Genomic DNA, 22,547 nt, shown 5'->3' with positions numbered 1-22,547 from the left:
GGAGTCTGGTATGGAATTCAGTAACCCCTTCGACGATCCGCAGGGTCTGTTCGCCATTGTGCAAAATGCCCAACAGCAGTACAGCCTCTGGCCGCAGCAGTGCGCTATGCCTGAAGGCTGGCGCGTGGTGTGTGAGGCACAGTCGCAGGAAGCCTGTCAGCAGTGGCTGGCGGCCCACTGGCAAACCCTGAGCCCGGCCCATTTTGCACAGGTGACTCCATGAGCGTAAAACACCCTCTCGTGGCGGCCCAGCCGGGGATCTGGATGGCGGAACAGCTCTCCGACCTGCCCAACGCCTGGAGCGTGGCCCACTATGTCGAGCTGACCGGCCCGGTGGATGCGCCATTGCTGGCGAAAGCGGTGGTGGCGGGCATGATGCAGGCCGATACCCTGCGCATGCGGTTTACCGAGGATAACGGCGAGATCGGGCAGTGGGTGGACGAGAGTGCTACCCTGCCGGAACCGCAGATTATCGACCTGCGCCACCACACCGATCCGCATGCCGCCGCGTTGGCAACCATGCAGGGCGACCTCAACCAGAACCTGCGCGTCGACAGCGGCCAGCCGCTGGCCTTCCACCAGCTGCTTCAGGTGGCGGATAACCGCTGGTACTGGTATCAGCGCTATCACCATTTAGTGGTGGATGGATTCAGTTTCCCGGCCATTACCCGGCAGATCGCCGCCATTTACCGCGCCTGGTCTAAGGGGGAAGCCACGCCGGAATCGCCGTTTACCCCCTTTGCTGAAGTGGTGGAGGAGTATCAGCGCTACCAGCAGAGCGAGGCCTGGGCCCGCGACGGCGCCTTCTGGGCGGAGCAGCGCAAGCAGTTGCCGCCGCCGGTGTCGCTCTCCAGCGCGCCGCTGCCGGGGCGCGCCGCCACAACTGATATTCTGCACCTGAAGCTGACCGCCGATCGCCAGGCCTTCAGCCAGCTTGCGAATAACAGCCAGAGCCAGCGCACCGACCTTGCTCTGGCCCTGGTGGCCTTGTGGCTCGCCCGCCTGACCGGACGGATGAGTTATGCCGCCGGGTTTATCTTTATGCGCCGGATGGGCTCCGCGGCACTCACCGCCACCGGCCCGGTGCTGAACGTCCTGCCGCTGGCGGTGAACATCAACCCGCAGGAGACGCTGCCGGAACTGGCCCAGCGCCTGGCGGGGCAGATGAAAAAGATGCGCGGCCATCAGCGTTACGACGCCGAGCAGATCGTCCGCGACAGCGGGCGTGCCGCCAGTGACGAGGCGCTGTTTGGCCCGGTGTTTAACGTCAAGGTCTTCGACTATCAGCTGGATATCGACGGCGTTCAGGCGGTGACCCATACCCTCGCCACCGGCCCGGTCAACGATCTGGAGATGGCGCTCTTCCCGGACGAGCAGGGCGGGCTGAGTATTGAGATCCTCGCCAATAAACAGCGTTACGACGAGGCCACCCTGGTGCGCCACGTCGAGCGCCTGCATGGGCTGCTGGCGCAGTTTGCCGCTAACAGCGACCTGCGCTGCGGCGAGGCCGAAACGGTCTCTGATGCCGAATATCAACAGCTGAAAAAGATTAACCAGACCGCGGTTCCGCTGCCGCATACCACCCTGAGCGGGCTGGTGGCGGAGCAGGCGGCGAAAACCCCGGACGCCCCGGCGCTGGCCGATGCGCAATACGAGCTGACCTACCGCCAGATGCGCGAGCAGGTGGTGGCCCTGGCGAACCTGCTGCGTGAACGCGGGGTGAAGCCCGGCGACAGCGTGGCGGTGGCGCTCCCGCGCTCGGTGTTCCTGACCCTGGCCCTGCACGCCATTGTCGAAGTGGGGGCCGCGTGGCTGCCGCTGGACACTGGCTATCCCGACGATCGCCTGCAGATGATGATCGAGGATGCGCAACCCTCACTGCTGATCACTACCGACGACCAGCGCCCGCGCTTTGACCATCTGCCGGTGGCGATTTTTAGTTACAACATACTATTGCCTGCGGCGGATGCCACACCTCTGCACCTGAGCAGGCCGGAACAGACCGCCTATATCATCTTTACCTCTGGCTCGACAGGACGACCGAAAGGGGTGATGGTCGGCCAGACCGCCATCGTCAATCGCCTGCTGTGGATGCAAAACCACTACCCGCTCACCGCCGCAGACGTGGTGGCGCAAAAAACGCCGTGCAGCTTTGACGTCTCGGTATGGGAGTTCTGGTGGCCGTTTATCGCCGGGGCGAAGCTGGTGATGGCCGAGCCGGAGGCGCACCGCGATCCGCTGGCGATGCAGGAATTCTTCGGGAAATATGGCGTCACCACCACCCACTTTGTCCCCTCGATGCTGGCGGCCTTTGTCGCGTCGCTGACCCCGGAAAATGTTGCCTGCTGCGCCAGCCTGAAGCAGGTGTTCTGTAGCGGCGAAGCCCTGCCCACCGCCCTGTGCCGGGAGTGGGAGCAGCTCACCCAGGTGCCGCTGCATAATCTGTACGGCCCCACCGAAGCGGCGGTGGATGTCAGCTGGTATCCGGCATATGGCCCGGAACTGGCACGGGTGACAGGTAATAGCGTGCCGATTGGCTTCCCGGTGTGGAACACCGGCCTGCGCATTCTGGATGGGATGATGCGCCCGGTGCCGTTCGGCGTGGCAGGGGATCTGTACCTCACCGGCATTCAGCTGGCACAGGGCTATCTGGGCCGCCCGGATCTGACCGCCAGCCGCTTTATCGCTGACCCCTTTGCCCCCGGCGAGCGCATGTACCGCACCGGGGACGTGGCCCGCTGGCTGGATAACGGCGCGGTGGAGTATCTGGGCCGCAGCGACGATCAGCTGAAAATTCGCGGCCAGCGCATCGAGCTGGGTGAAATCGACCGGGCGATGCTGACCCTGCCGGACGTGGCCCAGGCGGTGACCCACGCCTGCGTCATCAATCAGGCGGCAGATACCGGCGGCGATGCCCGGCAACTGGTGGGCTACGTGGTTTCGGAATCCGGCCTGCCGCTGGATCGTGATGCGCTGTTAAATACCCTTAAAACTCAACTGCCGCCGCACATGGTGCCTGTAGTGTTATTGCAGCTCAGTGACCTGCCGCTCAGCGCCAACGGCAAGCTGGATCGCAAGGCGCTGCCACTGCCGGAACTGACGGTTAAAGCCCAGGGGCGCCCGCCGGAAACCGACACCGAATGGACCATTGCCGCGGCGTTTTACGCCCTGCTGGGGTGTGAGATTAACGACATCGAGGCGGATTTCTTCGCCCTCGGCGGCCACTCGCTGCTGGCGATGCGTCTTGCCGCCAGCCTCAGCCGCCACTTTGCCCGCCAGGTTACGCCAGGACAGGTGATGGTGGCCCCGACGGTAGGCAAGCTGAGCGCGCTACTGGCATCCGACATCAGCGACGAGCAGGCTCAGCGTCTGGGTTACGAGACACTATTGCCTCTGCGCGAAAGCCACGGCCCGACGCTGTTCTGCTTCCATCCCGCCTCCGGTTTTGCCTGGCAGTTCAGCGTCCTGGCCCGCTACCTGAGTTCGCGCTGGTCGATCATTGGCATTCAGTCGCCGCGCCCGGGGCCAATGCAAAACTGCGCTACCCTGGACGAGGTGATCGAGCACCATCTGGCGACGCTCCGGGCTCAACAGCCGCACGGGCCTTATTATCTGTTTGGTTATTCGCTGGGCGGCACCCTGGCCCAGGGGATCGCCGCCCGCCTGCGCGCGCAGGGAGAAGAGGTGGCATTCCTCGGCCTGCTCGACACCTGGCCGCCGGAGACGCAAAACTGGTCCGAAAAAGAGGCCAACGGCCTGGATCCTGAGGTTTTAGCGGAGATTGAACGTGAGCGACAGGCATTTCTCGCTGCCCAGCAGGGACAGGCATCCGGGGAGTTGTTTAGCGCCATCGAGGGTAACTACGCCGATGCGGTACGCCTGTTGACCACGGCGCACAGTTCCAACTTTGACGGCAAAGCGACGCTATTTGTTGCGGAACGCACACGAACGATGGATCCGCACAAGGCCTGGGCGCCGTGGGTAGGGGAGTTAGAGGTCTACCATCAGGATTGCGCCCATGTGGAGATCATCTCCCCGCAGGCGTTTGAGCAAATCGGCCCGGTGTTGAAGGAAATATTGGGGTAGCAACAACGCCCGGCGGCGCTGCGCTTGCCGGGCCTACGGTTCGTGCCATAAGGGTTTTGTAGGCCGGGTAAGGCGTAGCCGCCACCCGGCGTTTTTCTACCGCCGTCCCAGCGGCACCACCAGCGGTGTACCCGCCACCGGATCGTCAATAATCATACAGCGCATCCCGTAGATCCGCTCGATCAGATCCGGGGTGACGATCGCTTTCGGTGCCCCCTCCGCCACAATCTTGCCGTCGCGCAGGGCAATCAGATGGGTGGCGTAGCGGCAGGCCTGATTCAGGTCATGCAGCACCGCCGCCAGGGTAAAGCCCTGGGTGCGGTTGAGGTCGCTCAGCAGCTCCAGCAGATCGATCTGATGGCTGATATCCAGCCAGGTGGTCGGCTCATCCAGCAGCATGATCGACGTCTCCTGGGCTAGCACCATCGCAATCCACGCCCGCTGGCGCTGCCCGCCGGAGAGGGTATCCACGCTCTGCGCCGCCAGGTCGGTAATGCCGGTGGCCTGCATCGCTTTGGCTACCGCCGCCTCATCCTCTTTACGCCAGCGGGTAAACAGCGGCTGGTGCGGATAGCGCCCGCGCGCCACCAGCTCCTGCACCGTGATATCCCCCGGCGTAGTGGCGTTTTGCGCCAGCAACCCGACGCGGCGCGCCACCTCTTTGCTGGCAAAGCGCTGGATCTGCTCGCCATCAAGATAAACGCTGCCGTGCAGCGGCGTCATCAGACGGCTCAGGGTACGTAAGAGCGTCGATTTCCCGCAGCCGTTGGGGCCGATAATGGCGGTAAAGTGGCCGTCGGGGATCGCCACCTGCAGATCCTCGGCCACGATTTTCTTACCGTAGCCAAGGGTCAGATTGTCGCCGCGCAAGCGGGTCAGATTGGCACTCATTTCTTGCGGGACTCCTGAACAAGCAAGACGATGAGGTAGATGCCGCCGAGACTGACGGTCACCACCCCCACCGGAAGTTGATAGGGCATAAACAGCCGCTGGGCGCAGAGATCCGCCGCCAGCAGCAAGAGCGATCCGCACAGCGCCGACTGGGTTAACCCCCAGCGGGCGGTGCCACTCAGGCGGCGGGCGATGTGCGGCGCCACCAGTGCAATGAAGGAGATTGGTCCGGCGATAGCGGTGGCCGCGGCGGTTAATACCACCGCCACCAGCATCAGCATCAGGCGCGAACGCTCGACGCTCACCCCCAGCGCACAGGCGCTGTCATCGCCCATCTCCAGCAGCCGCATGCGCTTCACCAGCAACAGGGCGCAGATAAACATCAGCATGATCAGCGGGGCGGCGGGCAGGGTTTTGGCCCACGTCAGGCCGTTAAGCGACCCGGCGAACCACAGCCCGGCAGAAAGCGAGGTCTCCAGCGATGCCTGCAGCAGCAGCCAGGTATTAAAGGCCATCAGCATGGCGCGCATGCCGATGCCGATGATGATCAGGCGGAAGGTCTCGATCCCATCGCGCCAGGCAAGCGCCCAGACGATCAGCGAAGTGAGAATACCGCCCGCCATGGCCGCAAGCGTAATGGCCGTCAGGTGCTGACCAAACAGCACCATCGCCACCAGCACGCCGCTCCAGGCGCCGGTGTTAAAGCCCATCACGTCCGGGCTGCCCAGCGGGTTGCGCATCAGCGACTGGAATATCGCGCCGCTGATCCCCAGCGCCGCGCCCACCAGCAGGGCCATCGCCACCCTTGGCAGTCGCCATTCCGTCACCACCATGGTGATATTGCGCGGCGCGCTGCCGGTGAGGGCGTTAAAGACCTGAGAGAAATCGAGCGTCACCGCGCCGCTTTGCAGGCTGACGATCGCCACGGCGAGACTCATCAGCACCAGCAGCAGGCAGCTGAACACTAAACGACGGGAAGGGGCCATCACACTCCACCTCCACGCTTGCGGCGCACCAGGAAGATCAGCACCGGCGCGCCGATAAAGGCGCTGACCACCGATACCCGGAGTTCACCCGGTACCAGCAGTCGCCCCAGGATATCGGCAAATAGCAGCAGGGCAGGGGTGGCAAGCAGGGTGACCGGCAACGACCAGCGGTGATCGGCTCCCACCAGCCAGCGGGCCATGTGCGGCATCATCAGGCCGATAAAGGCGATGGGGCCCACTACCGCCGTGGCGCTCCCGCACAATACGGTGATGGTCAGTAATCCCAGAAGCTGGGTGCGCGCCACCCGGCTGCCGAGCGCGGTAGCGGTGTCGCTGCCAAGGCTCAGGCTGTTGAGCGCCCGGCTTAACAGCAGCGCCACGGCGGCGGCGATCAGTACCGGTACGCTCACCACCTGCAACGTTTGCAGGGTGCGGATATCCAGGGAGCCCGCCTGCCAGAAGCGCAGCTGGTCGTAAACGTCCGGGTTGAGCAGGGCGATGCCGTTGGAGAAGCCCTCCAGCACCGCGCCGAGCGCCACGCCCGCGAGCGTCAGGCGCACCGGGCTGAGCTGACCGCCGCCCTGGCTGCCGGTAAAGGCCACCAGCAGCGAGGCGGCAAAGGCGCCGCACAGCGCCATCACCAGCTGTTCGCCGGGAGAGGAAAAGCCAAACAGCGCCGCGCCCAGCACGATGGCGAAGCTCGCTCCGGCGTTAACGCCAAGAATGCCCGGGTCGGCAAGTGGATTGCGGGTCAGGGTTTGCATCAGCGCCCCGGCGAGACCGAGGGCAGCGCCGGCCAGCAGGCCGGCCAGGGTGCGCGGCAGGCGGGCATCCCGCACGATGGTGCAGTCGGCGCTTTGACAGGTGGCGGAGAGGGCATCCACCACTACCGAAAAGGGCAGCGGTTTGGCGCCCACCAACAGGCTGAGGGCAATCGCCAGCGTGAGCAGTAACAGTAAGCCGGGCACGGCAACGGCACGTGACGCGGAAAGGGAGTACGACATAGCTACGTCCATGATTTGATAATGATAGTAATTATCGTTATCTATCTTATTTAGCTATGTTAGCATGTGCGGCCATGGAATTGGTACAAAAGAAACCATTAAGGCTTTGTAATGACCCGACAATCCTGGCTGCTCAATCTGAGTTTGCTGAAGACCCATCCGGCGTTTCGTGCTGTTTTTATTGCCCGTTTTATCTCTATTTTATCCCTTGGCCTGCTCGGCGTGGCCGTCCCGGTACAAATCCAGATGATGACCCACTCCAGCTGGCTGGTGGGGCTCTCTGTTACCCTCACCGGCGGGGCGATGTTTATCGGCCTGATGGTGGGCGGAGTGCTGGCGGATCGCTACGAGCGTAAGAAGCTGATTCTGCTGGCGCGGGGCACCTGCGGGGTGGGCTTTGTCGGCCTCTGTCTGAACGCCATGCTGCCGGAGCCATCATTAATCGCCATCTATGCCCTCGGTCTGTGGGATGGCTTTTTTGCATCATTAGGGGTGACAGCGCTGCTGGCGGCGACGCCTGCGCTGGTGGGGCGCGAAAACCTGATGCAGGCGGGGGCCATCACCATGCTCACCGTGCGTCTGGGATCGGTGATCTCGCCGATGGTCGGCGGCCTGCTGCTCGGCACTGGGAATGTGGCCTGGAACTACGGCCTCGCCGCGGCGGGCACCTTTATCACCACCTTAACCCTGTTGCGTCTGCCCCTGCTGCCGCCTCCGCCCCAGCCGCGCGAGCATCCGCTTAAGTCGCTGCTGGCAGCGATCCGCTTTCTGTTCAGCAATCCGCTAATTGGCGGCATCGCCCTGTTGGGCGGGCTGCTGACGATGGCAAGCGCGGTGCGGGTGCTCTATCCGGCGCTGGCGATTTCGTGGCAGATGAGCGTGTCGCAGATTGGCCTGCTCTATGCCGCCATCCCGCTGGGTGCAGCCTTTGGTGCCCTCACCAGCGGCAACCTGGCGCAGAGTGCCCGTCCGGGGCTGATTATGCTGCTGGCGACCCTGGCCTCGTTTGTTGCCATCGGCTTCTTCAGCCTGATGCCGGTCTGGGCGCTGGGGGTGATCTGCCTGGCGCTGTTTGGCTGGCTGAGCGCGGTGAGTTCGCTGCTGCAATACACCCTGATCCAGACCCAGACCCCGGAGGTGATGCTCGGACGTATCAACGGCCTGTGGACGGCGCAAAACGTTACCGGCGATGCGATTGGTGCCGCAATATTGGGTGGCCTGGGGGCAATCATGACCCCGGTAGCCGCGGCGAGCAGTAGCGGGTTTGTGCTGGCTATAGTGGGGGCGATATTGCTGGTGGTGCTGGCGGAGCTACGCCGGTTTCGGCAGGAGATTGCCACGGTTTAACGCGGTGGAATGTGCCGGGTGGCGGCTACGCCTTACCCGGCCTACAAAACCTACACCGGCACGAACCGTAGGCCTAGTAAGCGCAGCGCCACCGGGCATCAGACCGCACGGTACAAAACCCACACCCGCCCGAACCGTAGGCCCGGTAAGCGAAGCGCCACCGGGCATAAGGCCGCACGGTACAAAACCCACACCCGCCCGAACCGTAGGCCCGGTAAGCGCAGCGCCACCGGGCATCAACAGGCACGACTATTTAAACAAGGTCTCTAACCGCTCCAGCACCCGGGTGGCGCTGAAATAATCCAGACGGAAGGTTTCGGTACCCAGCGCCCAGACGCGTTTGTTCTGCACCGCCGGCAGATGGGACAGCAGGGGGTTGGCGTAGATCGCATCCACATCCTTCTGATCCCCCGCAAACAGGAACAGCCCTTCGCCGTTCAGTCCGGCGGCCAGGTTTTCACCCCCTAATTGCACAATGTCGTGGCGCTTGCCCTGGCTCTGGGACGGATTCAGCCCGGCGGGCTGAGTGGCAAGAGAGAAGCCGAGCTGTTGCAGCAGCTTGCCCTGCGCCGACTCGGCGGTCCACAGGTTGGCGCTATGAGCCGCGGCGGTATAGACAATGGCATTCACCGGCTGCGGCGGCAGTTTCATCTGCGCTTTCACCCGGGCGAGCTGCTTATCAAACTCCGCAATCCGCGCCGCGGCCTGCTGCTCCTGACCGGTAATCGTGCCGAGCTGGGTCAGCAGCGCCTGCCAGCTTTTATCATCGTAATTGATGATAAGCGTCGGGGCGATGGCGGAGAGCTGATCGTAGAGCGCGACGGCGGAATCGCCCCCGGTGGCGCTGATGAGGATTAGATCCGGCATCTGTGCGGCCACCGCTTCTGCGCTCGGCTCACCGATGTAGAGCCGGGCCAGCTTACGCTGTTTCGCGATATCACCCCACTGACGCAGGAAACCCTGATCGTCCGCCACCCGGTTGTTCGGGGTGGTGGCACCGCTGGCGACCACCGGGGCGTCAATGGCCAGCAGGGAGCCGGTGAGGGTCACGCTGGTGGAGACAATCCGCGTTGGTTTGCTCTCAAGGGTGTGCGTTCCGCGGCTGTCCGTCACCTGACGCGGCCAGTCGGCGGCGACGACTGAGGTTAATCCTGAAAATAAAAGGCTGATAAAAAGCAGGGTGTTACGGCAAAAGGCGGGCAGTTTCACGAAGGGGCATCCTGTTTTTGTTGAAGTTAATGCTTCTCATTTTCATGAATGAGGCGAAGGGATGCAAGCGATAGTCGCACAACTTACACGCTGGGCTGTTGACACCATTGCGCTCTGGGATTAGGTTAGCCAGCGAAAATATAAATGATAATAATTCTTACTGCTTTTATCATTTCAGGAGGATGATATGGATACGTCACTGGCTGAGGATGTTCAGCACAACGCGACCCGGCTGCAAAAAGAGAGCTTCTTCTTTATGTCGCCCTATCGCAGTTTTACCACCTCTGGCTGCTTTGCCCGTTTCACGACCCCTGCCGTCAATGGCGACGATCCGGCCAGCGCGTTTCAGCAAAAGCTGGCCCAGGCCTTTGCAGATGCCAAAGCCGCCGGGATCGCTAACCCGGTGATGGTGGGGGCCATCCCCTTTGATACCCGCCAGCCGTCGTCGCTGTTTATCCCGGAGCAGTGGCAATCTTTTGCCCGCCCGGCGCGTCAGCAATCTGCCCGCTATGCCGCCCGGACCTCACCGCTGACGGTCAAATCCCGTACCGAGATCCCGGCCCAGTTAGCCTTTGAAGAGATGGTGGCTCGCGCCGCCGCGTTGACCGCCACTCCGCGCGTCAACAAAGTGGTGCTGTCGCGCCTGATCGATATCGCAACCGAAGAGAAACTCGACAGCGGCGCGCTGCTGGAAAAACTGATCGCCCAGAACCCGGCCAGCTTTAATTTCCACGTCCCATTGGAGGATGGCGGGGTGCTGCTCGGCGCCAGCCCGGAGCTGCTGCTGCGTAAAGAGGGGGCACACTTTAGCTCCCTGCCGCTGGCAGGCTCGGCCCGTCGTCAGCCGGACGACATGCTCGATCGCGAGGCGGGCAACAAGCTGCTGGCCTCGGCAAAAGATCGTCACGAACATGAGCTGGTCACCCAGGCGATGAAGGCGGTGCTGGCCCCGCGCAGCCATCAGCTGGCCATGCCCGCCTCGCCGCAGCTGGTGACTACCCCAACCCTGTGGCACCTCGCCACCCCGGTAGAAGGCGAAGCGCGTGAAGATGAGAACGCCCTGACCCTGGCCTGCCTGCTGCACCCGACCCCGGCATTGAGCGGCTTCCCGCACCAGGCGGCGAAAGAGCTGATTGCCGAGCTGGAGCCGTTCGACCGCGAGCTGTTCGGCGGCATCGTCGGCTGGTGCGACAGCGAAGGCAACGGCGAGTGGGTGGTCACCATCCGCTGCGCACGTATTCAGGCCAACAGCGTACGTCTGTTTGCCGGCGCCGGGATTGTTCCGGCCTCTTCCCCGGTGGCCGAATGGCGCGAAACCGGCGTGAAGCTGACCACCATGCTCAACGTTTTTGGTATGCATTAAGGATTAATCATGACCCTTCCCTTTACCCGCTGGCCCGATGAATTTGCCCGCCGCTATCGTGAAAAAGGTTACTGGCAGGATCTGCCCCTGACGGACATTCTCACCCGCCACGGCGACAGCGACGCGCTGGCGATTATCGACGGCGAACGCCGCTTTACCTACGGCCAGTTCCAGCAGTCCGTCAATAACCTGGCAGCTGCGTTGCAGGCGCAGGGCGTTCAGCGGGGTGAAACCGCCCTGGTGCAGCTGGGCAACGTCGCCGAGTTTTACATCACCTTTTTCGCCCTGTTGCAGGTGGGGGTGGCCCCGGTTAATGCGCTCTTCAGCCATCAGCGCAGCGAGCTGAACGCCTACGCCAGCCAGATTGAACCCGCCCTGCTGATTGCCGATCGCGCTCACGGCCTCTTTGCTGGCGACGACTTCCTCAACACCTTTGTTGACCAGCACCGTTCCTTGCGCGTGGTGCTGCTGCGCGGCGACGGGCTGGAGGCAACGATGGCCCGCCCGGCAGAAAATTTTATCGCCAGCCCAACCCCGGCGGACGAAGTGGCATTCTTCCAGCTTTCCGGCGGCAGCACCGGCACGCCGAAGCTGATCCCGCGCACCCATAACGACTATTACTACAGCATTCGTCGCAGCAACGAGATCTGCGGCATTACCGCGGATACCCGTTACCTGAACGCATTACCGGCGGCGCATAACTTCGCGATGAGTTCCCCCGGCTCGCTGGGGGTCTTTATGGCCGGTGGCTGCGTGGTGCTGGCGAACGATCCAAGCGCCACGCTCTGCTTCCCGCTAATCGAACAGCATCAGATCACCGTCACCTCGCTGGTGCCGCCTGCGGTCAGCCTGTGGTTACAGGCCATTGCGGAAGGGGCGGGCAATACGCAGCTGGCATCCCTGCAACTGTTGCAGGTAGGCGGGGCGCGACTCTCCGCCACCCTGGCCGCCCGTATTCCGGCTGAGATCGGCTGTCAGCTCCAGCAGGTGTTTGGCATGGCCGAAGGGCTGGTGAACTACACCGCGCTGGATGATACGCCGGAGCGCATCATCAATACCCAGGGTCGCCCGATGTGCCCGGATGACGAAGTATGGGTGGCCGATGAGCACGGTAATCCGCTGCCGCGCGGCGAGGTGGGGCGCCTGATGACCCGTGGACCGTACACCTTCCGCGGCTACTACAAGAGCCCGGAGCACAACGCCAGCGCCTTCGATGCGAACGGCTTTTACTGCTCCGGGGATCTGATCGCCATTGACGAGCAGGGCTACATCACCGTGCAGGGGCGAGAGAAAGATCAGATTAACCGCGGCGGTGAAAAAATTGCTGCCGAAGAGGTGGAAAACCTGCTCCTGCGCCACGAGGCGGTGATCCACGCCGCGCTGGTCAGCATGGAGGACAGCCTGCTGGGCGAGAAGAGCTGCGCGTATCTGGTGGTGAAACAGCCCCTGCGCGCGGTGGAGGTGCGCCGCTTCCTGCGCGAGCAGGGCGTGGCTGAATTTAAGCTGCCGGATCGCGTCGAGTGCCTGGAGGCACTGCCACTGACGCCGGTAGGGAAAGTCGATAAAAAACAATTACGCCTGTGGCTGGCCGAACGGGCCCGGGGCTGAGGAGCAAGACGATGGCAATTCCAAAATTAACCGGTTACGCGCTGCCGGGCGCGGCAGATCTGCCGACCAATAAGGTGAGCTGGACGATGGAGCCCGCGCGCGCCGCGCTGCTGATCCACGATATGCAGGAGTATTTCCTCAACTTCTGGGGCGATAACTGCCCGATGATGGCGCAGGTGGTGGCGAACATCGCCCGCCTGCGCGACTACTGCAAACAGCAGGGGATCCCGGTTTATTACACCGCCCAGCCGAAAGAGCAGAGCGATGAAGACCGCGCCCTGCTGAATGACATGTGGGGGCCGGGCCTGACCCGCTCGCCGGAGCAGCAGCGCATCGTGGCTGAACTGACGCCGGACGAAGCGGACACCGTGCTGGTGAAGTGGCGCTACAGCGCGTTTCACCGCTCGCCGCTGGAGCAGATGCTTAAAGAGAGCGGCCGCGACCAGCTGATCATCACCGGCGTGTACGCCCATATCGGCTGCATGACCACTGCCATCGACGCCTTTATGCGCGACATTCAGCCGTTCTTTGTCGCCGATGCGCTGGCGGACTTCACCCGGGACGAGCACCTGATGTCGCTTAAATATGTGGCCGGTCGTTCCGGGCGCGTGGTGACCACCGACGAGCTGCTGCCGTCGCTACCGGCCAGCAAAGCGGCGCTGCGCGAGCTCATCCTGCCTCTGCTGGATGAGTCCGATGAGCCGATGGATGATGAAAACCTGATCGACTACGGTCTGGATTCGGTGCGGATGATGGCCCTGGCGGCGCGCTGGCGCAAAGTGCATGGCGATATCGACTTTGTGATGCTGGCGAAAAATCCGACCCTTGATGCCTGGTGGGCGCTGCTCTCCCGCGAGGTGAAATGATGCTGGATTTCACGGGTAAAACCGTCTGGGTGACCGGGGCCGGTAAAGGCATCGGTTATACCACCGCGCTGGCGTTTGCTGAGGCGGGTGCCCAGGTGACGGGGTTTGACGTCGCCTTTCCGCAGGCGAGCTATCCCTTTGCCACCGAAGTGCTGAACGTGGCGGACGCTGTCCAGGTGAATGCGGTCTGCGGACGTTTACTGGCGGGGATGGATCGTCTGGATGTACTGGTGAACGCCGCCGGTATTTTACGGATGGGGGCGACTGACCAGCTGTCGCAGGACGACTGGCAGCAGACCTTTGCGGTCAACGTGGGCGGGGCGTTCAACCTGTTCCAGCAGACGATGGGCCAGTTCCGTCGTCAGCAGGGCGGGGCGATTGTCACCGTGGCTTCCGACGCGGCCCATACGCCGCGCATCGGCATGAGCGCTTACGGCGCCTCGAAAGCGGCGCTGAAAAGCCTGGCGCTCACCGTCGGCCTGGAGCTGGCGGGGAGCGGCGTGCGCTCTAATCTGGTGTCGCCGGGCTCCACCGATACCGACATGCAGCGCACCCTGTGGAAAAGCGACGATGCCGAGCAGCAGCGTATTCGCGGGTTTGGCGAGCAGTTCAAGCTCGGCATTCCGCTGGGTAAAATCGCCCGCCCAGAGGAGATCGCCAGCACCGTGCTGTTCCTCGCCTCCGACCACGCCAGCCACATCACGTTGCAGGATATCGTGGTGGACGGCGGCTCCACGCTGGGGGCCTAGATGATCTGGAAACGTCATTTATCGCTGGAGGCGCTGAACGCCACCAGCCTGAACACGATGGTGGCGCATCTGGGGATCGTCTACACCCGGCTGGGAGACGACACCCTGGAGGCCGAAATGCCGGTAGATACGCGGACTCATCAGCCGTTTGGTTTACTGCACGGCGGCGCGTCGGCGGCGCTGGCGGAGACCCTGGGGTCGATGGCTGGTTTTCTGATGACCCGCGACGGGCAGAGCGTGGTGGGCACGGAGCTGAACGCCACCCATCACCGGGCGGTGGCGCAGGGCAAGGTGCGCGGAGTGTGTCAGCCGCTACACCTCGGGCGCACCAGCCAGAGCTGGGAGATTGTGATCTATGACGAACAGGGACGGCGCTGCTGTACCTGCCGGTTGAGTACGATGGTGTTGGGGTAGAGAGTGCGGCTGTGTGCCGGGTGGCGCTTCGCTTACCCGACCTACGGTTCGTGGTTGCTGTGTGCCGGGTGGCGCTGACGCTTACCCGGCCTACGGTTCGGTGTGTTGTAGGCCCGGTAAGGCGAAGCCGCCACCGGGCATTTTTACGCAGAGGGATTACAACATCGACACCACCCGCTTCAACAACCTGATCCGCGGTTCAATGGAGGCAATCTCCAGCCACTCGGCGGGGCTGTGGAACCCGGCGCCGATCGGGCCAAAGCCATCTAATGTTGGAATGCCCTGCGCGGCGGTGTGGTTGGCATCGCTGCCGCCCCCTACCGCCTGCCAGCTAATGGTGACGCCTTCTTCGCGTCCGGCGTTTTCAACTAACTGCATCAGCGTGCGGGTCTCGTCGCTGGTGGCCATTGCCGGTTTGTGGTTAACACGGGTGAGGGTGGTGGTGACGCCATCAAGGAACCCGCTGGCGCACAGCGCCTCCAGCGCCTGATGCACCCGGTCGTACTCCTCGTTTTCCCAGAAGCGCACGTCCAGCTCGGCCTCTGCGCTGTCGGCCACGACGTTGCCCGCGCTGCCGCCCTGAATCACCCCAACGTTGAGCGTGGTGCCGCGATCCCAGTCGGTTAAGGCGTTAATGGCAATAACGGCGTTCGCCAGCGCCGTCACTGCCGATCGGCCTTTCTCCGGATCGTTACCGGCATGGGCCGCCACGCCGCTGAAGTGCAGCTGATAGCCCGCCATGCCTTTGCGGGCTTTCACCAGTGAGCCGTCGGCGCGGGCCGCTTCGCACACCAGCACGCAGCGGGAACGTTTTGCCAGCTCGCCAATCCATTCATGAGAGTGTACCGAGCCGGTTTCTTCATCCGGGTTCATCGCCACCGCAATAGACAGCCGCTGTTTATCGGCCTCATCCAGGCCGCGCATCGCCCAGAGAATATTCAGCAGGCCGCTCTTCATGTCTGACACGCCTGGGCCAAACAGCCTTGTTTCATCCTGACTCAGCGGACGCGCTGCCGCCGTACCGGGGGCAAATACCGTATCCAGATGGCCCACCAGCAGTACGTCAAATTTCTGCGCCTGCGGCGTGTTAGTGACAAACAGGCCGGGGCCGACCTGATTGCCGAGATCAACCTGCTCCGTATGCCAGCCTTCTGCCTGCCAGAGGCGCTGCATAGTGGTTGCCACCGTCGCCACGCCCGCGACGGTCTTGGTTCCGCAGTCGACGTTGACCAGGGTTTTCAACTCTTCGATGTAATGTTCAAGATTCATGTAAGGTCCTTTTTCAGAGAATAATGCGCATCAGCAGCATGGCTAAGAAGGCGTTGATCACCGAGATGCCGATCATCAGCGGAATACGGGTGGCGCGGGTGCCAATCACCCCCAGAATACGCCCCAGGTACTGCACCTGGGAGCCCATCAGGTAGATGGCCGGGGCGAGGATCGCCAGGTGCTCACCGGTGAGAATGCCTTTATCAAACAGGCCGATAGCAACGCCAATCCCGCCCCCCATCGACATCCAGCCGCCAATCAGCACCGCGGCGGCTTCACCCGGCAGGCCAAACAGCCCCATCAGCGGGGCAAAAATCATCCCCAGCCCTTTTAACGCCCCGGTGATCTCCAGCGCTTTAATAATGATGAACGCCATCACCACATTCGGCAGGGTGCTGCTGGTGGCGATGTTCCAGCCCTTGCGGGCGCCTTCGACAAAGACGTCGGTAATAACAGGATTCGCATTCGGGGCGCTCATCAGGCTTCTCCTTTTGCCGGGGTAGAGACGGGGGCTTTAGTCCTGAACCGGACAATCAGGCGCATCATATTGGCGCCGACGATTTTCATGAGAAACATCACCGCGATGCAGGCCCCGATGGAGGTCGGGACCGCCGCCGTGCCGTCGATTGCCACCAGGGTGAAGAGGATCGCGCCGGAGGAGAAGAAGTTGGTGATCATCGCCCCTGCCGAGAACTGAAACATGGCGAAGACATCTTTCTCGTTCTCGGTGATTTGCCCCTCGTCGGCGAGGTTGCGGGTCAGCGAGGCACCAACGTCGGTGCTTTGCAGACTGCCGATCAGCGCCAGACCGGTAGTACCGGGGATGCCCAGCAGTGGACGCAGGAGAGGCGTCAGCAGTTTGCGTGCGGCACGCAGGGCGCCGTAATGCTCCAGCACGTTGATCATGCCGAGAGCGAACATCACCGCCGGGATAAGCCCCAGAGCAAACAGAAAACCGTCCATCGCGCCGCTGCCGCCGGTGCCGCGAAAGGCGCTGGTGGCGGTGGTTAAGGCGCCATCGTTAAGAGAGGCTTTACTGACTACCTTGCCAAACGCGCCGTTAAGCGTGGTGAAATCGAACACGCCGTACCACGCTTTACCGCCCAACAATCCAGAGAAAAAAACAGCCGCAAACGCCAGGGCGATATAGGCGCCGGGACCAACCTTGTACTCCTCAGGGTGTGAACTTTTCATTTCCTTTTCCTTGTTAATGTAATGTCCTGCCACGCTATTCTGGTGAGAAAAGCAACAAAAAAACTGATGTAAATCATTCTGTAATGACGGTCAGGGGGAAATTTGCGCGAAATGTGAGCTGGGTAATAAGCGAGGCGGGCAGGTGCGGGTGAAAGTGATCGGCTTAACAATGTTATGTAAATGACTGGTTGGATGTCTGTTTTTACGTGTAGTTGAGTTGTTAAATCTTAAGCGAGTGTTATAGATACAAAATGTAACATCTCACTTCTGCGATGATGGAAACCATATCATGAATAACTCAGGGAAATACCTCATATGGGCAGGGCTCTCCGTCGTGGGTGCCTTTGCGCTGGGCTATATCGCCCTCAACCGCGGTGAACAGATCAATGCGCTGTGGATAGTCGTCGCAGCGGTCTGTATCTATCTGATTGCCTACCGTTTTTACGGCAAGTTTATTGCCCATAACGTCCTCTCGGTCGATTCGACGCGCATGACGCCTGCGGTGCGCCATAACGATGGGCTGGACTATGTGCCAACCGACAAAAAAGTGCTGTTCGGTCACCATTTTGCCGCTATTGCCGGGGCCGGGCCGCTGGTGGGGCCGGTACTGGCCGCGCAGATGGGCTACCTGCCGGGGATGATCTGGATCCTCGCCGGAGTGGTGCTGGCAGGCGCAGTGCAGGACTTTATGGTGCTGTTCGTCTCCACCCGCCGCGACGGGCGTTCCCTCGGCGAGCTGGTGAAAGAGGAGATGGGGCCGACCGCCGGGGTGATTGCGCTGGTGGCCTGCTTTATGATCATGGTGATCATCCTTGCGGTGCTGGCGATGATCGTGGTGAAAGCCCTGACCCACAGCCCGTGGGGGACATATACCGTCGCCTTTACCATTCCGCTGGCAATTTTTATGGGGATCTACATCCGCTACCTGCGCCCGGGGCGCATCGGCGAAGTGTCGGTGATTGGCCTGGTCTTCCTGGTCTTCGCCATTATCTCCGGCGGCTGGGTGGCCGAGAGCCCAACCTGGGCGCCATACTTTGACTATACCGGCGTGCAGCTGACCTGGATGCTGGTGGGCTATGGTTTTGTGGCCGCGGTACTGCCGGTGTGGCTGCTGCTGGCGCCGCGGGATTACCTCTCCACCTTCCTGAAAATCGGCACCATTGTCGGCCTGGCGATTGGCATTCTGATCATGCGCCCGACCCTGACCATGCCGGCGGTAACAAAGTTTATTGATGGCACCGGTCCGGTCTGGTCCGGCAATATGTTCCCGTTCCTGTTTATCACCATCGCCTGTGGCGCCGTCTCTGGCTTCCATGCCCTGATCGCCTCCGGCACCACGCCGAAGATGCTGGCTAATGAAAATCAGGCCTGCTTTATCGGCTACGGCGGTATGCTGATGGAGTCCTTTGTTGCCATTATGGCGCTGGTCTCCGCCTGCATTATCGATCCGGGCGTCTACTTTGCAATGAACAGCCCGATTGCGGTGCTGGCGCCTGCCGGTACGGCGGACGTGGTGGCCTCTGCGGCCCAGGTGGTCAGCGGCTGGGGCTTTAGCATTACCCCGGATACCCTCTCTCAGATTGCCAACGAGGTGGGCGAGCAGTCGATTATCTCCCGCGCGGGGGGTGCGCCGACGCTGGCGGTGGGCATGGCCTACATTCTGCACGGCGCGCTGGGCGGTCTGATGGATGTGTCGTTCTGGTATCACTTCGCCATCCTCTTCGAAGCGCTTTTTATCCTGACGGCGGTGGATGCCGGGACACGGGCGGCGCGCTTTATGCTGCAGGATCTGCTGGGAGTCATTTCACCTAACCTGAAACGCACCGAATCGCTGCCCGCGAACCTGCTGGCGACGGCGCTCTGCGTCCTGGCGTGGGGTTACTTCCTGCATCAGGGGGTGGTCGATCCGCTGGGCGGCATCAACACCCTGTGGCCGCTGTTCGGTATCGCTAACCAGATGCTGGCCGGTATGGCGCTGATGCTCTGTGCGGTGGTGCTGTTCAAGATGAAACGCCAGCGTTACGCCTGGGTCGCCCTGGTGCCAACCGCCTGGCTGCTGATCTGTACCCTGACCGCAGGCTGGCAGAAAGCCTTCAGCAGCGATGCCAAAGTGGGCTTCCTGGCCATCGCCAACAAGTTCCAGGCGATGATCGACAGCGGCAAGATCCCAGCGCAGTACACCGAGTCGCAGCTTTCCCAGCTGGTCTTTAACAACCGTCTGGATGCCGGGCTGACCATCTTCTTTATGGTTGTGGTTGTGGTACTGGCGCTCTATTCTCTGAAGACCGCGCTGGCTGCCCTGAAACAGGACAAACCTACGGCGAAAGAGACGCCGTATGAGCCGATGCCAGCCAACTATGAAGAGATTGTGACCCAGGCGAAAGGGGCGCATTAACCTGTGTGCCGGGTGGCGCTAGCGCTTGCCCGGCCTACCTTTTTTGTGAGAGAAACGTGATGTTCGATACCCTGTCAAAAGCCGGTAAATATTTAGGGCAGGCCGCAAAAATGATGATCGGCGTGCCGGACTACGACAACTACGTCGAGCATATGCGCGTCAACCATCCTGACCAGACGCCGATGACCTACGAAGCGTTTTTCCGCGATCGCCAGGATGCCCGCTACGGCGGTAAAGGCGGCGCGAAGTGCTGTTAACCCTCTTTCGGTAAGTAGAGGCTGATCTGCTCCTGCTTACAGCCATAGATGGCCGCCAGCTTTTCGCGGGTGCGTTTTTGCGGGCGTGAGTCCACGGCCTCAAGCTGTGATACGGCGGACTGGCTGATGCCCAGTTTGTCGGCCACCTCCTGCTGGGACAGACCGCGGTAGATGCGCCAGGCCGCCTGCAGGCTGACGTTTTCGCTATGCATTACGTTACATACCTCTCCCGGCAAGCCAACATTATCGTAGATATCTGATTCGTATGGAATGTCTTCCCATTCGCTTTCATCGTCGTCATCCTGCTCCAGCATGGCTAAGCGCATGCGAAGATAGTCCCTGTACGGAATGACGGCATATTGCGTTTTTCCCTCTTCATCCTTAATCAACTGCACAGTCATATTCCATATGCTCCTCATGAAGATAGGTGGTTGTTGTTCGACGCTTAACGGATACCACATAACAGGTATCACTTTGCTGATTTTCAAGGGTGTAGATGACCCTGTAATCACCCACCCGCAATCGATGGTGGTTTTCGGGTGAGGACAATTTTTTAATATCTGCCACGGGAGCGGCATGGTCATCCAGACTCGCCAGCCTGCGTGCAATGCGCCAGCGATAGCGAGAATCGATTTTCGCTAACTGCTTCTCCGCGGTTTTTGACCAGACAATCTTCATCCGTACCTCCACTGTACGCCCACACAAAATATAAGGAAATAATAAGACTATTAGATAAATTCCGAATTACTTATGGGGTACTGTAGGGCGAGGAGAAGAGCGGAAAAAGCGGCAAAAGTGAGTTTGTCGAGGCGGGTCGAAAACGCCTCTGCTGGGCGACAGAGGCATACATCAGTTCTGCGAGCAAGCGTCAGGCGTTCAGCCCGCCGTCCACATCCAGCCCGGTGCCGGAGATCTGCCCGGCGGCGGGGCTGGCAAGAAAGGTCACCGCGGCGGCGACATCCTCTGCCTGCCCGTAGTGCCCGAGGGCAATAAGCTGACGCTGGGCGGGCGCCTGCTCGCCATTTTCCGGGTTCATATCACTGTGGGTGGGGCCGGGGTGGACCAGGTTGACGGTGATCCCGCGTGGTCCGAGGTCGCGCGCCAGCCCGCGGGTCAGGGAGTTAAGTGCCGATTTGGTCATGGAGTACACGGCGATGCCCGGCTGGGCAACGCGGTTCGCCAGACAGCTGCCGATGTTGATAATGCGCCCGCCGTCGGACATGTGAACCAGCGCCTCCTGAATGGCGATCACCACCCCGCGAATATTGACGTTAATCAGGGCATCAATGTCCGCCAGGGTCATCGTCTCCAGCGGACCACCGCGCGCAATCCCGGCGTTGTTCACCAGAATATCCAGCCCGCCGAGGCTTCGCGCCGCCTGGGTGACGGCATCCTGAATCGCCTGGGCGCTGGCGCTGTCCGCCTGGATTGCCTCGGCGTGCCGCCCCAGCGCGCGGATCTCATCCGCGACGGCCTGGGCTTTATCGGCGGATTTCTCATAGGTGATAACCACATCGGCGCCAGCACGTGCCAGGGAGAGCGCAATGGCACGGCCTATCCCACGACTGGCGCCGGTAACCAGCGCCTTTTTACCTGTTAAATCGATCTGCATGATGACCTCGTTACGAGAGTGGTGATGATCATCATTAGGTATAGAGGGCCAGTTCCCGGCGTCAATGCGCCGGGTGGCTGAGGTTTTCCACTTTTTCAAACGCGGCGCGCAGAACCTCTGGCGTCACGGCGATCGGCAGGGCGTGGATCGACTCTACCGGGCGCAGGGTATGGGCGATAACCCGGTCCAGCGCCTCGCGGTTATGGATGTCCACTTCCAGCTCACGCAAGGTGGTGGGCAGGTTAAAACGCTGGTACGCCGCGACCAGCTCGCGCAGCACATCATCCTGGCCGAGCAGGGCGCTCTGCACCAGGATCCCGTATGCCACCTTGGTGCCGTGGAGGAATGGCGCGGTCTGAGGCAGCACCGTTAAGCCGTTATGCACCGCATGCGCTGCCGCCACGCGGGTGTAGCGCTCCCCGAGCCCGCCGACCATGCCGCCACCGGCGATGATGGCGTCCACCACGTCATGAAACTCACGCGTCACCTCGCGCCGCGTCTGGTCGGCTAACGCCTGCTCGCTGTGCGCCAGCAGCACGTCGCGGATCGCCAGCGCCCCGTTAATGCCGAGCCTCACCGTCAGCGGCAGCTGTTCAGGCTCTGGCGCCAGCACCACCGCTTCATACCATTTCGCCAGCGTGTCGCCGATCCCCGCCAGCAGGTACTCTGCCGGGGCATTGAGGACGATCTCGGGCTCGACGAGCACCAGATAGTTGGCATCGTCAAAGATCTCAAAATGGAGCGCCTGCCCGGCGTCGTTGTACCACACCGACAGCGGGGTCCATGCCGCGCATGTGGCCGCGATGGTGGGAATAGCCACCAGCGGCAGACCCAGGCGGCGGGCCACCGCTTTGGCGGTATCCAGCAGCGCGCCGCCGCCGACGCCAATCACCACGCTGCGATCCGCGCCGGAGGCTTCTGCAAGCTGATTCACATCGCGCTCGCTACAGTGGCCTTTAAAGAGCAGCCGTTTTGCCCCCGCCGCGTCAAAACTTTCCGGCAGGAACGGTCGGGCCCCGGCCAAGGCGCGTTCACCGTAGATCCATACCGCCCGGGAGAGTTGCTCCGGGGTAAAAAAATCGTCCAGGCGAGCCAGAGCACCGCGGTGGGAGTAGTAGTTTGCCGGGCCGGGAACGACGCGGATGTCAGTGTTGCTCATGAGGGTTTCCTTTTTGCGAAGCGCTAACCTGATGTTATGTCTGGACATCCGGATGGCTAATATTATTTTGCTTTATCTTATGCTTTTTCCGTCGTTGCCAGCCAGCCAGTGCTGTGAAAAATTCTATAAATCAAAAGA

At 61.8% G+C, this 22,547-nt stretch carries 21 protein-coding genes; 10 read left to right on the top strand and 11 right to left on the bottom strand.

Annotation, left to right across the window (positions count from 1 at the left end):
- Window positions 1-10: 10 nt before the first annotated feature.
- Both DVA44_RS17805 and entF read left to right on the top strand, forming a co-directional pair.
- Entirely contained in the window at window positions 11-223 is a 213-nt protein-coding gene (locus DVA44_RS17805; RefSeq protein ID WP_114388448.1) for an MbtH family NRPS accessory protein, read from the top strand.
- Complete coding sequence (entF, locus tag DVA44_RS17800; RefSeq protein WP_114387705.1) at window positions 220-4,086, top strand: enterobactin non-ribosomal peptide synthetase EntF; 3,867 nt, start codon at window positions 220-222, stop codon at window positions 4,084-4,086. The genes DVA44_RS17805 and entF overlap by 4 nt, the downstream gene beginning before the upstream one ends.
- Before the next feature lie 96 nt (window positions 4,087-4,182).
- On the opposite strand, the gene fepC is transcribed toward entF, so the two are convergent.
- The 3 genes from fepC to fepD are packed head-to-tail and all read right to left on the bottom strand — an operon-like array spanning window position 4,183 to window position 6,967.
- A complete protein-coding gene (fepC, locus tag DVA44_RS17795; RefSeq protein WP_114387704.1) occupies window positions 4,183-4,977 on the bottom strand; it encodes an iron-enterobactin ABC transporter ATP-binding protein in 795 nt (264 codons plus the stop codon).
- Window positions 4,974-5,963, bottom strand: a complete 990-nt coding sequence (gene fepG / locus DVA44_RS17790; protein ID WP_114387703.1) for an iron-enterobactin ABC transporter permease — start codon at window positions 5,961-5,963, stop codon at window positions 4,974-4,976. Before fepG ends, fepC begins: the two co-directional genes overlap by 4 nt.
- Window positions 5,963-6,967, bottom strand: a complete 1,005-nt coding sequence (fepD, locus tag DVA44_RS17785; protein WP_114387702.1) for a Fe(3+)-siderophore ABC transporter permease — start codon at window positions 6,965-6,967, stop codon at window positions 5,963-5,965. The genes fepG and fepD overlap by 1 nt, the downstream gene beginning before the upstream one ends.
- 111 nt (window positions 6,968-7,078) lie before the next feature.
- Here fepD and entS point away from each other — a divergent pair, with 111 nt between their 5' ends.
- The gene (entS, locus tag DVA44_RS17780) at window positions 7,079-8,314 is read left to right on the top strand and encodes an enterobactin transporter EntS (protein ID WP_114387701.1); all 1,236 of its coding nucleotides are present in this window, start codon (window positions 7,079-7,081) and stop codon (window positions 8,312-8,314) included.
- 249 nt (window positions 8,315-8,563) lie between these two features.
- On the opposite strand, the gene fepB is transcribed toward entS, so the two are convergent.
- Window positions 8,564-9,523 (bottom strand): Fe2+-enterobactin ABC transporter substrate-binding protein, encoded by a 960-nt coding sequence (gene fepB, locus DVA44_RS17770; protein ID WP_114387699.1) that lies wholly within the window; start codon window positions 9,521-9,523, stop codon window positions 8,564-8,566.
- A gap of 187 nt (window positions 9,524-9,710) precedes the next feature.
- Between fepB and entC the strand changes: the two genes are divergently transcribed.
- Genes entC through entH form a run of 5 tightly spaced genes read left to right on the top strand, consistent with a single transcriptional unit; the run spans window position 9,711 to window position 14,523 of the window.
- Window positions 9,711-10,886 carry an isochorismate synthase EntC gene (gene entC, locus DVA44_RS17765; RefSeq protein ID WP_114387698.1) on the top strand — a complete coding sequence of 392 codons (1,176 nt, stop codon included), beginning with the start codon at window positions 9,711-9,713 and terminating at the stop codon, window positions 10,884-10,886.
- Window positions 10,887-10,895: 9 nt separating this feature from the next.
- On the top strand, window positions 10,896-12,494 hold the full coding sequence (entE, locus tag DVA44_RS17760; RefSeq protein WP_114387697.1) for a (2,3-dihydroxybenzoyl)adenylate synthase EntE: 1,599 nt from the start codon (window positions 10,896-10,898) through the stop codon (window positions 12,492-12,494).
- A gap of 11 nt (window positions 12,495-12,505) precedes the next feature.
- The gene (locus DVA44_RS17755) at window positions 12,506-13,360 is read left to right on the top strand and encodes an isochorismatase (RefSeq protein WP_114387696.1); all 855 of its coding nucleotides are present in this window, start codon (window positions 12,506-12,508) and stop codon (window positions 13,358-13,360) included.
- A gap of 2 nt (window positions 13,361-13,362) precedes the next feature.
- Window positions 13,363-14,109 carry a 2,3-dihydro-2,3-dihydroxybenzoate dehydrogenase EntA gene (gene entA, locus DVA44_RS17750; protein ID WP_114388447.1) on the top strand — a complete coding sequence of 249 codons (747 nt, stop codon included), beginning with the start codon at window positions 13,363-13,365 and terminating at the stop codon, window positions 14,107-14,109.
- Window positions 14,110-14,523 carry a proofreading thioesterase EntH gene (entH, locus tag DVA44_RS17745; RefSeq protein WP_114387695.1) on the top strand — a complete coding sequence of 138 codons (414 nt, stop codon included), beginning with the start codon at window positions 14,110-14,112 and terminating at the stop codon, window positions 14,521-14,523.
- Between the two features lie 156 nt (window positions 14,524-14,679).
- On the opposite strand, the gene DVA44_RS17740 is transcribed toward entH, so the two are convergent.
- The 3 genes from DVA44_RS17740 to DVA44_RS17730 are packed head-to-tail and all read right to left on the bottom strand — an operon-like array spanning window position 14,680 to window position 16,986.
- The gene (locus DVA44_RS17740; protein WP_114387694.1) at window positions 14,680-15,792 is read right to left on the bottom strand and encodes a M20 family metallopeptidase; all 1,113 of its coding nucleotides are present in this window, start codon (window positions 15,790-15,792) and stop codon (window positions 14,680-14,682) included.
- 13 nt (window positions 15,793-15,805) lie between these two features.
- Window positions 15,806-16,270 (bottom strand): YjiG family protein, encoded by a 465-nt coding sequence (locus tag DVA44_RS17735; RefSeq protein WP_114387693.1) that lies wholly within the window; start codon window positions 16,268-16,270, stop codon window positions 15,806-15,808.
- Entirely contained in the window at window positions 16,270-16,986 is a 717-nt protein-coding gene (locus tag DVA44_RS17730) for a nucleoside recognition domain-containing protein (protein WP_114387692.1), read from the bottom strand. Before DVA44_RS17730 ends, DVA44_RS17735 begins: the two co-directional genes overlap by 1 nt.
- Before the next feature lie 289 nt (window positions 16,987-17,275).
- Between DVA44_RS17730 and cstA the strand changes: the two genes are divergently transcribed.
- A complete protein-coding gene (cstA, locus tag DVA44_RS17725) occupies window positions 17,276-19,381 on the top strand; it encodes a pyruvate/proton symporter CstA (protein WP_114387691.1) in 2,106 nt (701 codons plus the stop codon).
- 59 nt (window positions 19,382-19,440) lie between these two features.
- Window positions 19,441-19,638: a YbdD/YjiX family protein gene (locus tag DVA44_RS17720; protein WP_014169079.1), complete on the top strand. Its 198-nt coding sequence runs from the start codon at window positions 19,441-19,443 to the stop codon at window positions 19,636-19,638.
- Here the strand turns inward: DVA44_RS17720 and DVA44_RS17715 are convergent.
- The 4 genes from DVA44_RS17715 to DVA44_RS17700 form a co-directional block, all read right to left on the bottom strand.
- Window positions 19,635-20,039 carry a helix-turn-helix domain-containing protein gene (locus DVA44_RS17715; RefSeq protein WP_114315653.1) on the bottom strand — a complete coding sequence of 135 codons (405 nt, stop codon included), beginning with the start codon at window positions 20,037-20,039 and terminating at the stop codon, window positions 19,635-19,637. The two genes, DVA44_RS17720 and DVA44_RS17715, sit on opposite strands and share 4 nt — an antisense overlap.
- Complete coding sequence (locus DVA44_RS17710; protein WP_114387690.1) at window positions 20,020-20,316, bottom strand: type II toxin-antitoxin system RelE/ParE family toxin; 297 nt, start codon at window positions 20,314-20,316, stop codon at window positions 20,020-20,022. The genes DVA44_RS17715 and DVA44_RS17710 overlap by 20 nt, the downstream gene beginning before the upstream one ends.
- 190 nt (window positions 20,317-20,506) lie before the next feature.
- A complete protein-coding gene (locus DVA44_RS17705; RefSeq protein WP_114387689.1) occupies window positions 20,507-21,250 on the bottom strand; it encodes an SDR family NAD(P)-dependent oxidoreductase in 744 nt (247 codons plus the stop codon).
- Between the two features lie 61 nt (window positions 21,251-21,311).
- Window positions 21,312-22,409, bottom strand: a complete 1,098-nt coding sequence (locus DVA44_RS17700) for an oxidoreductase (protein ID WP_114387688.1) — start codon at window positions 22,407-22,409, stop codon at window positions 21,312-21,314.
- Window positions 22,410-22,547: the final 138 nt, after the last annotated feature.

The organism is Leclercia sp. W17, from assembly GCF_003336325.1.
Lineage (GTDB): Bacteria > Pseudomonadota > Gammaproteobacteria > Enterobacterales > Enterobacteriaceae > Enterobacter.
This window is presented reverse-complemented; position numbering and strand designations above follow the sequence as displayed.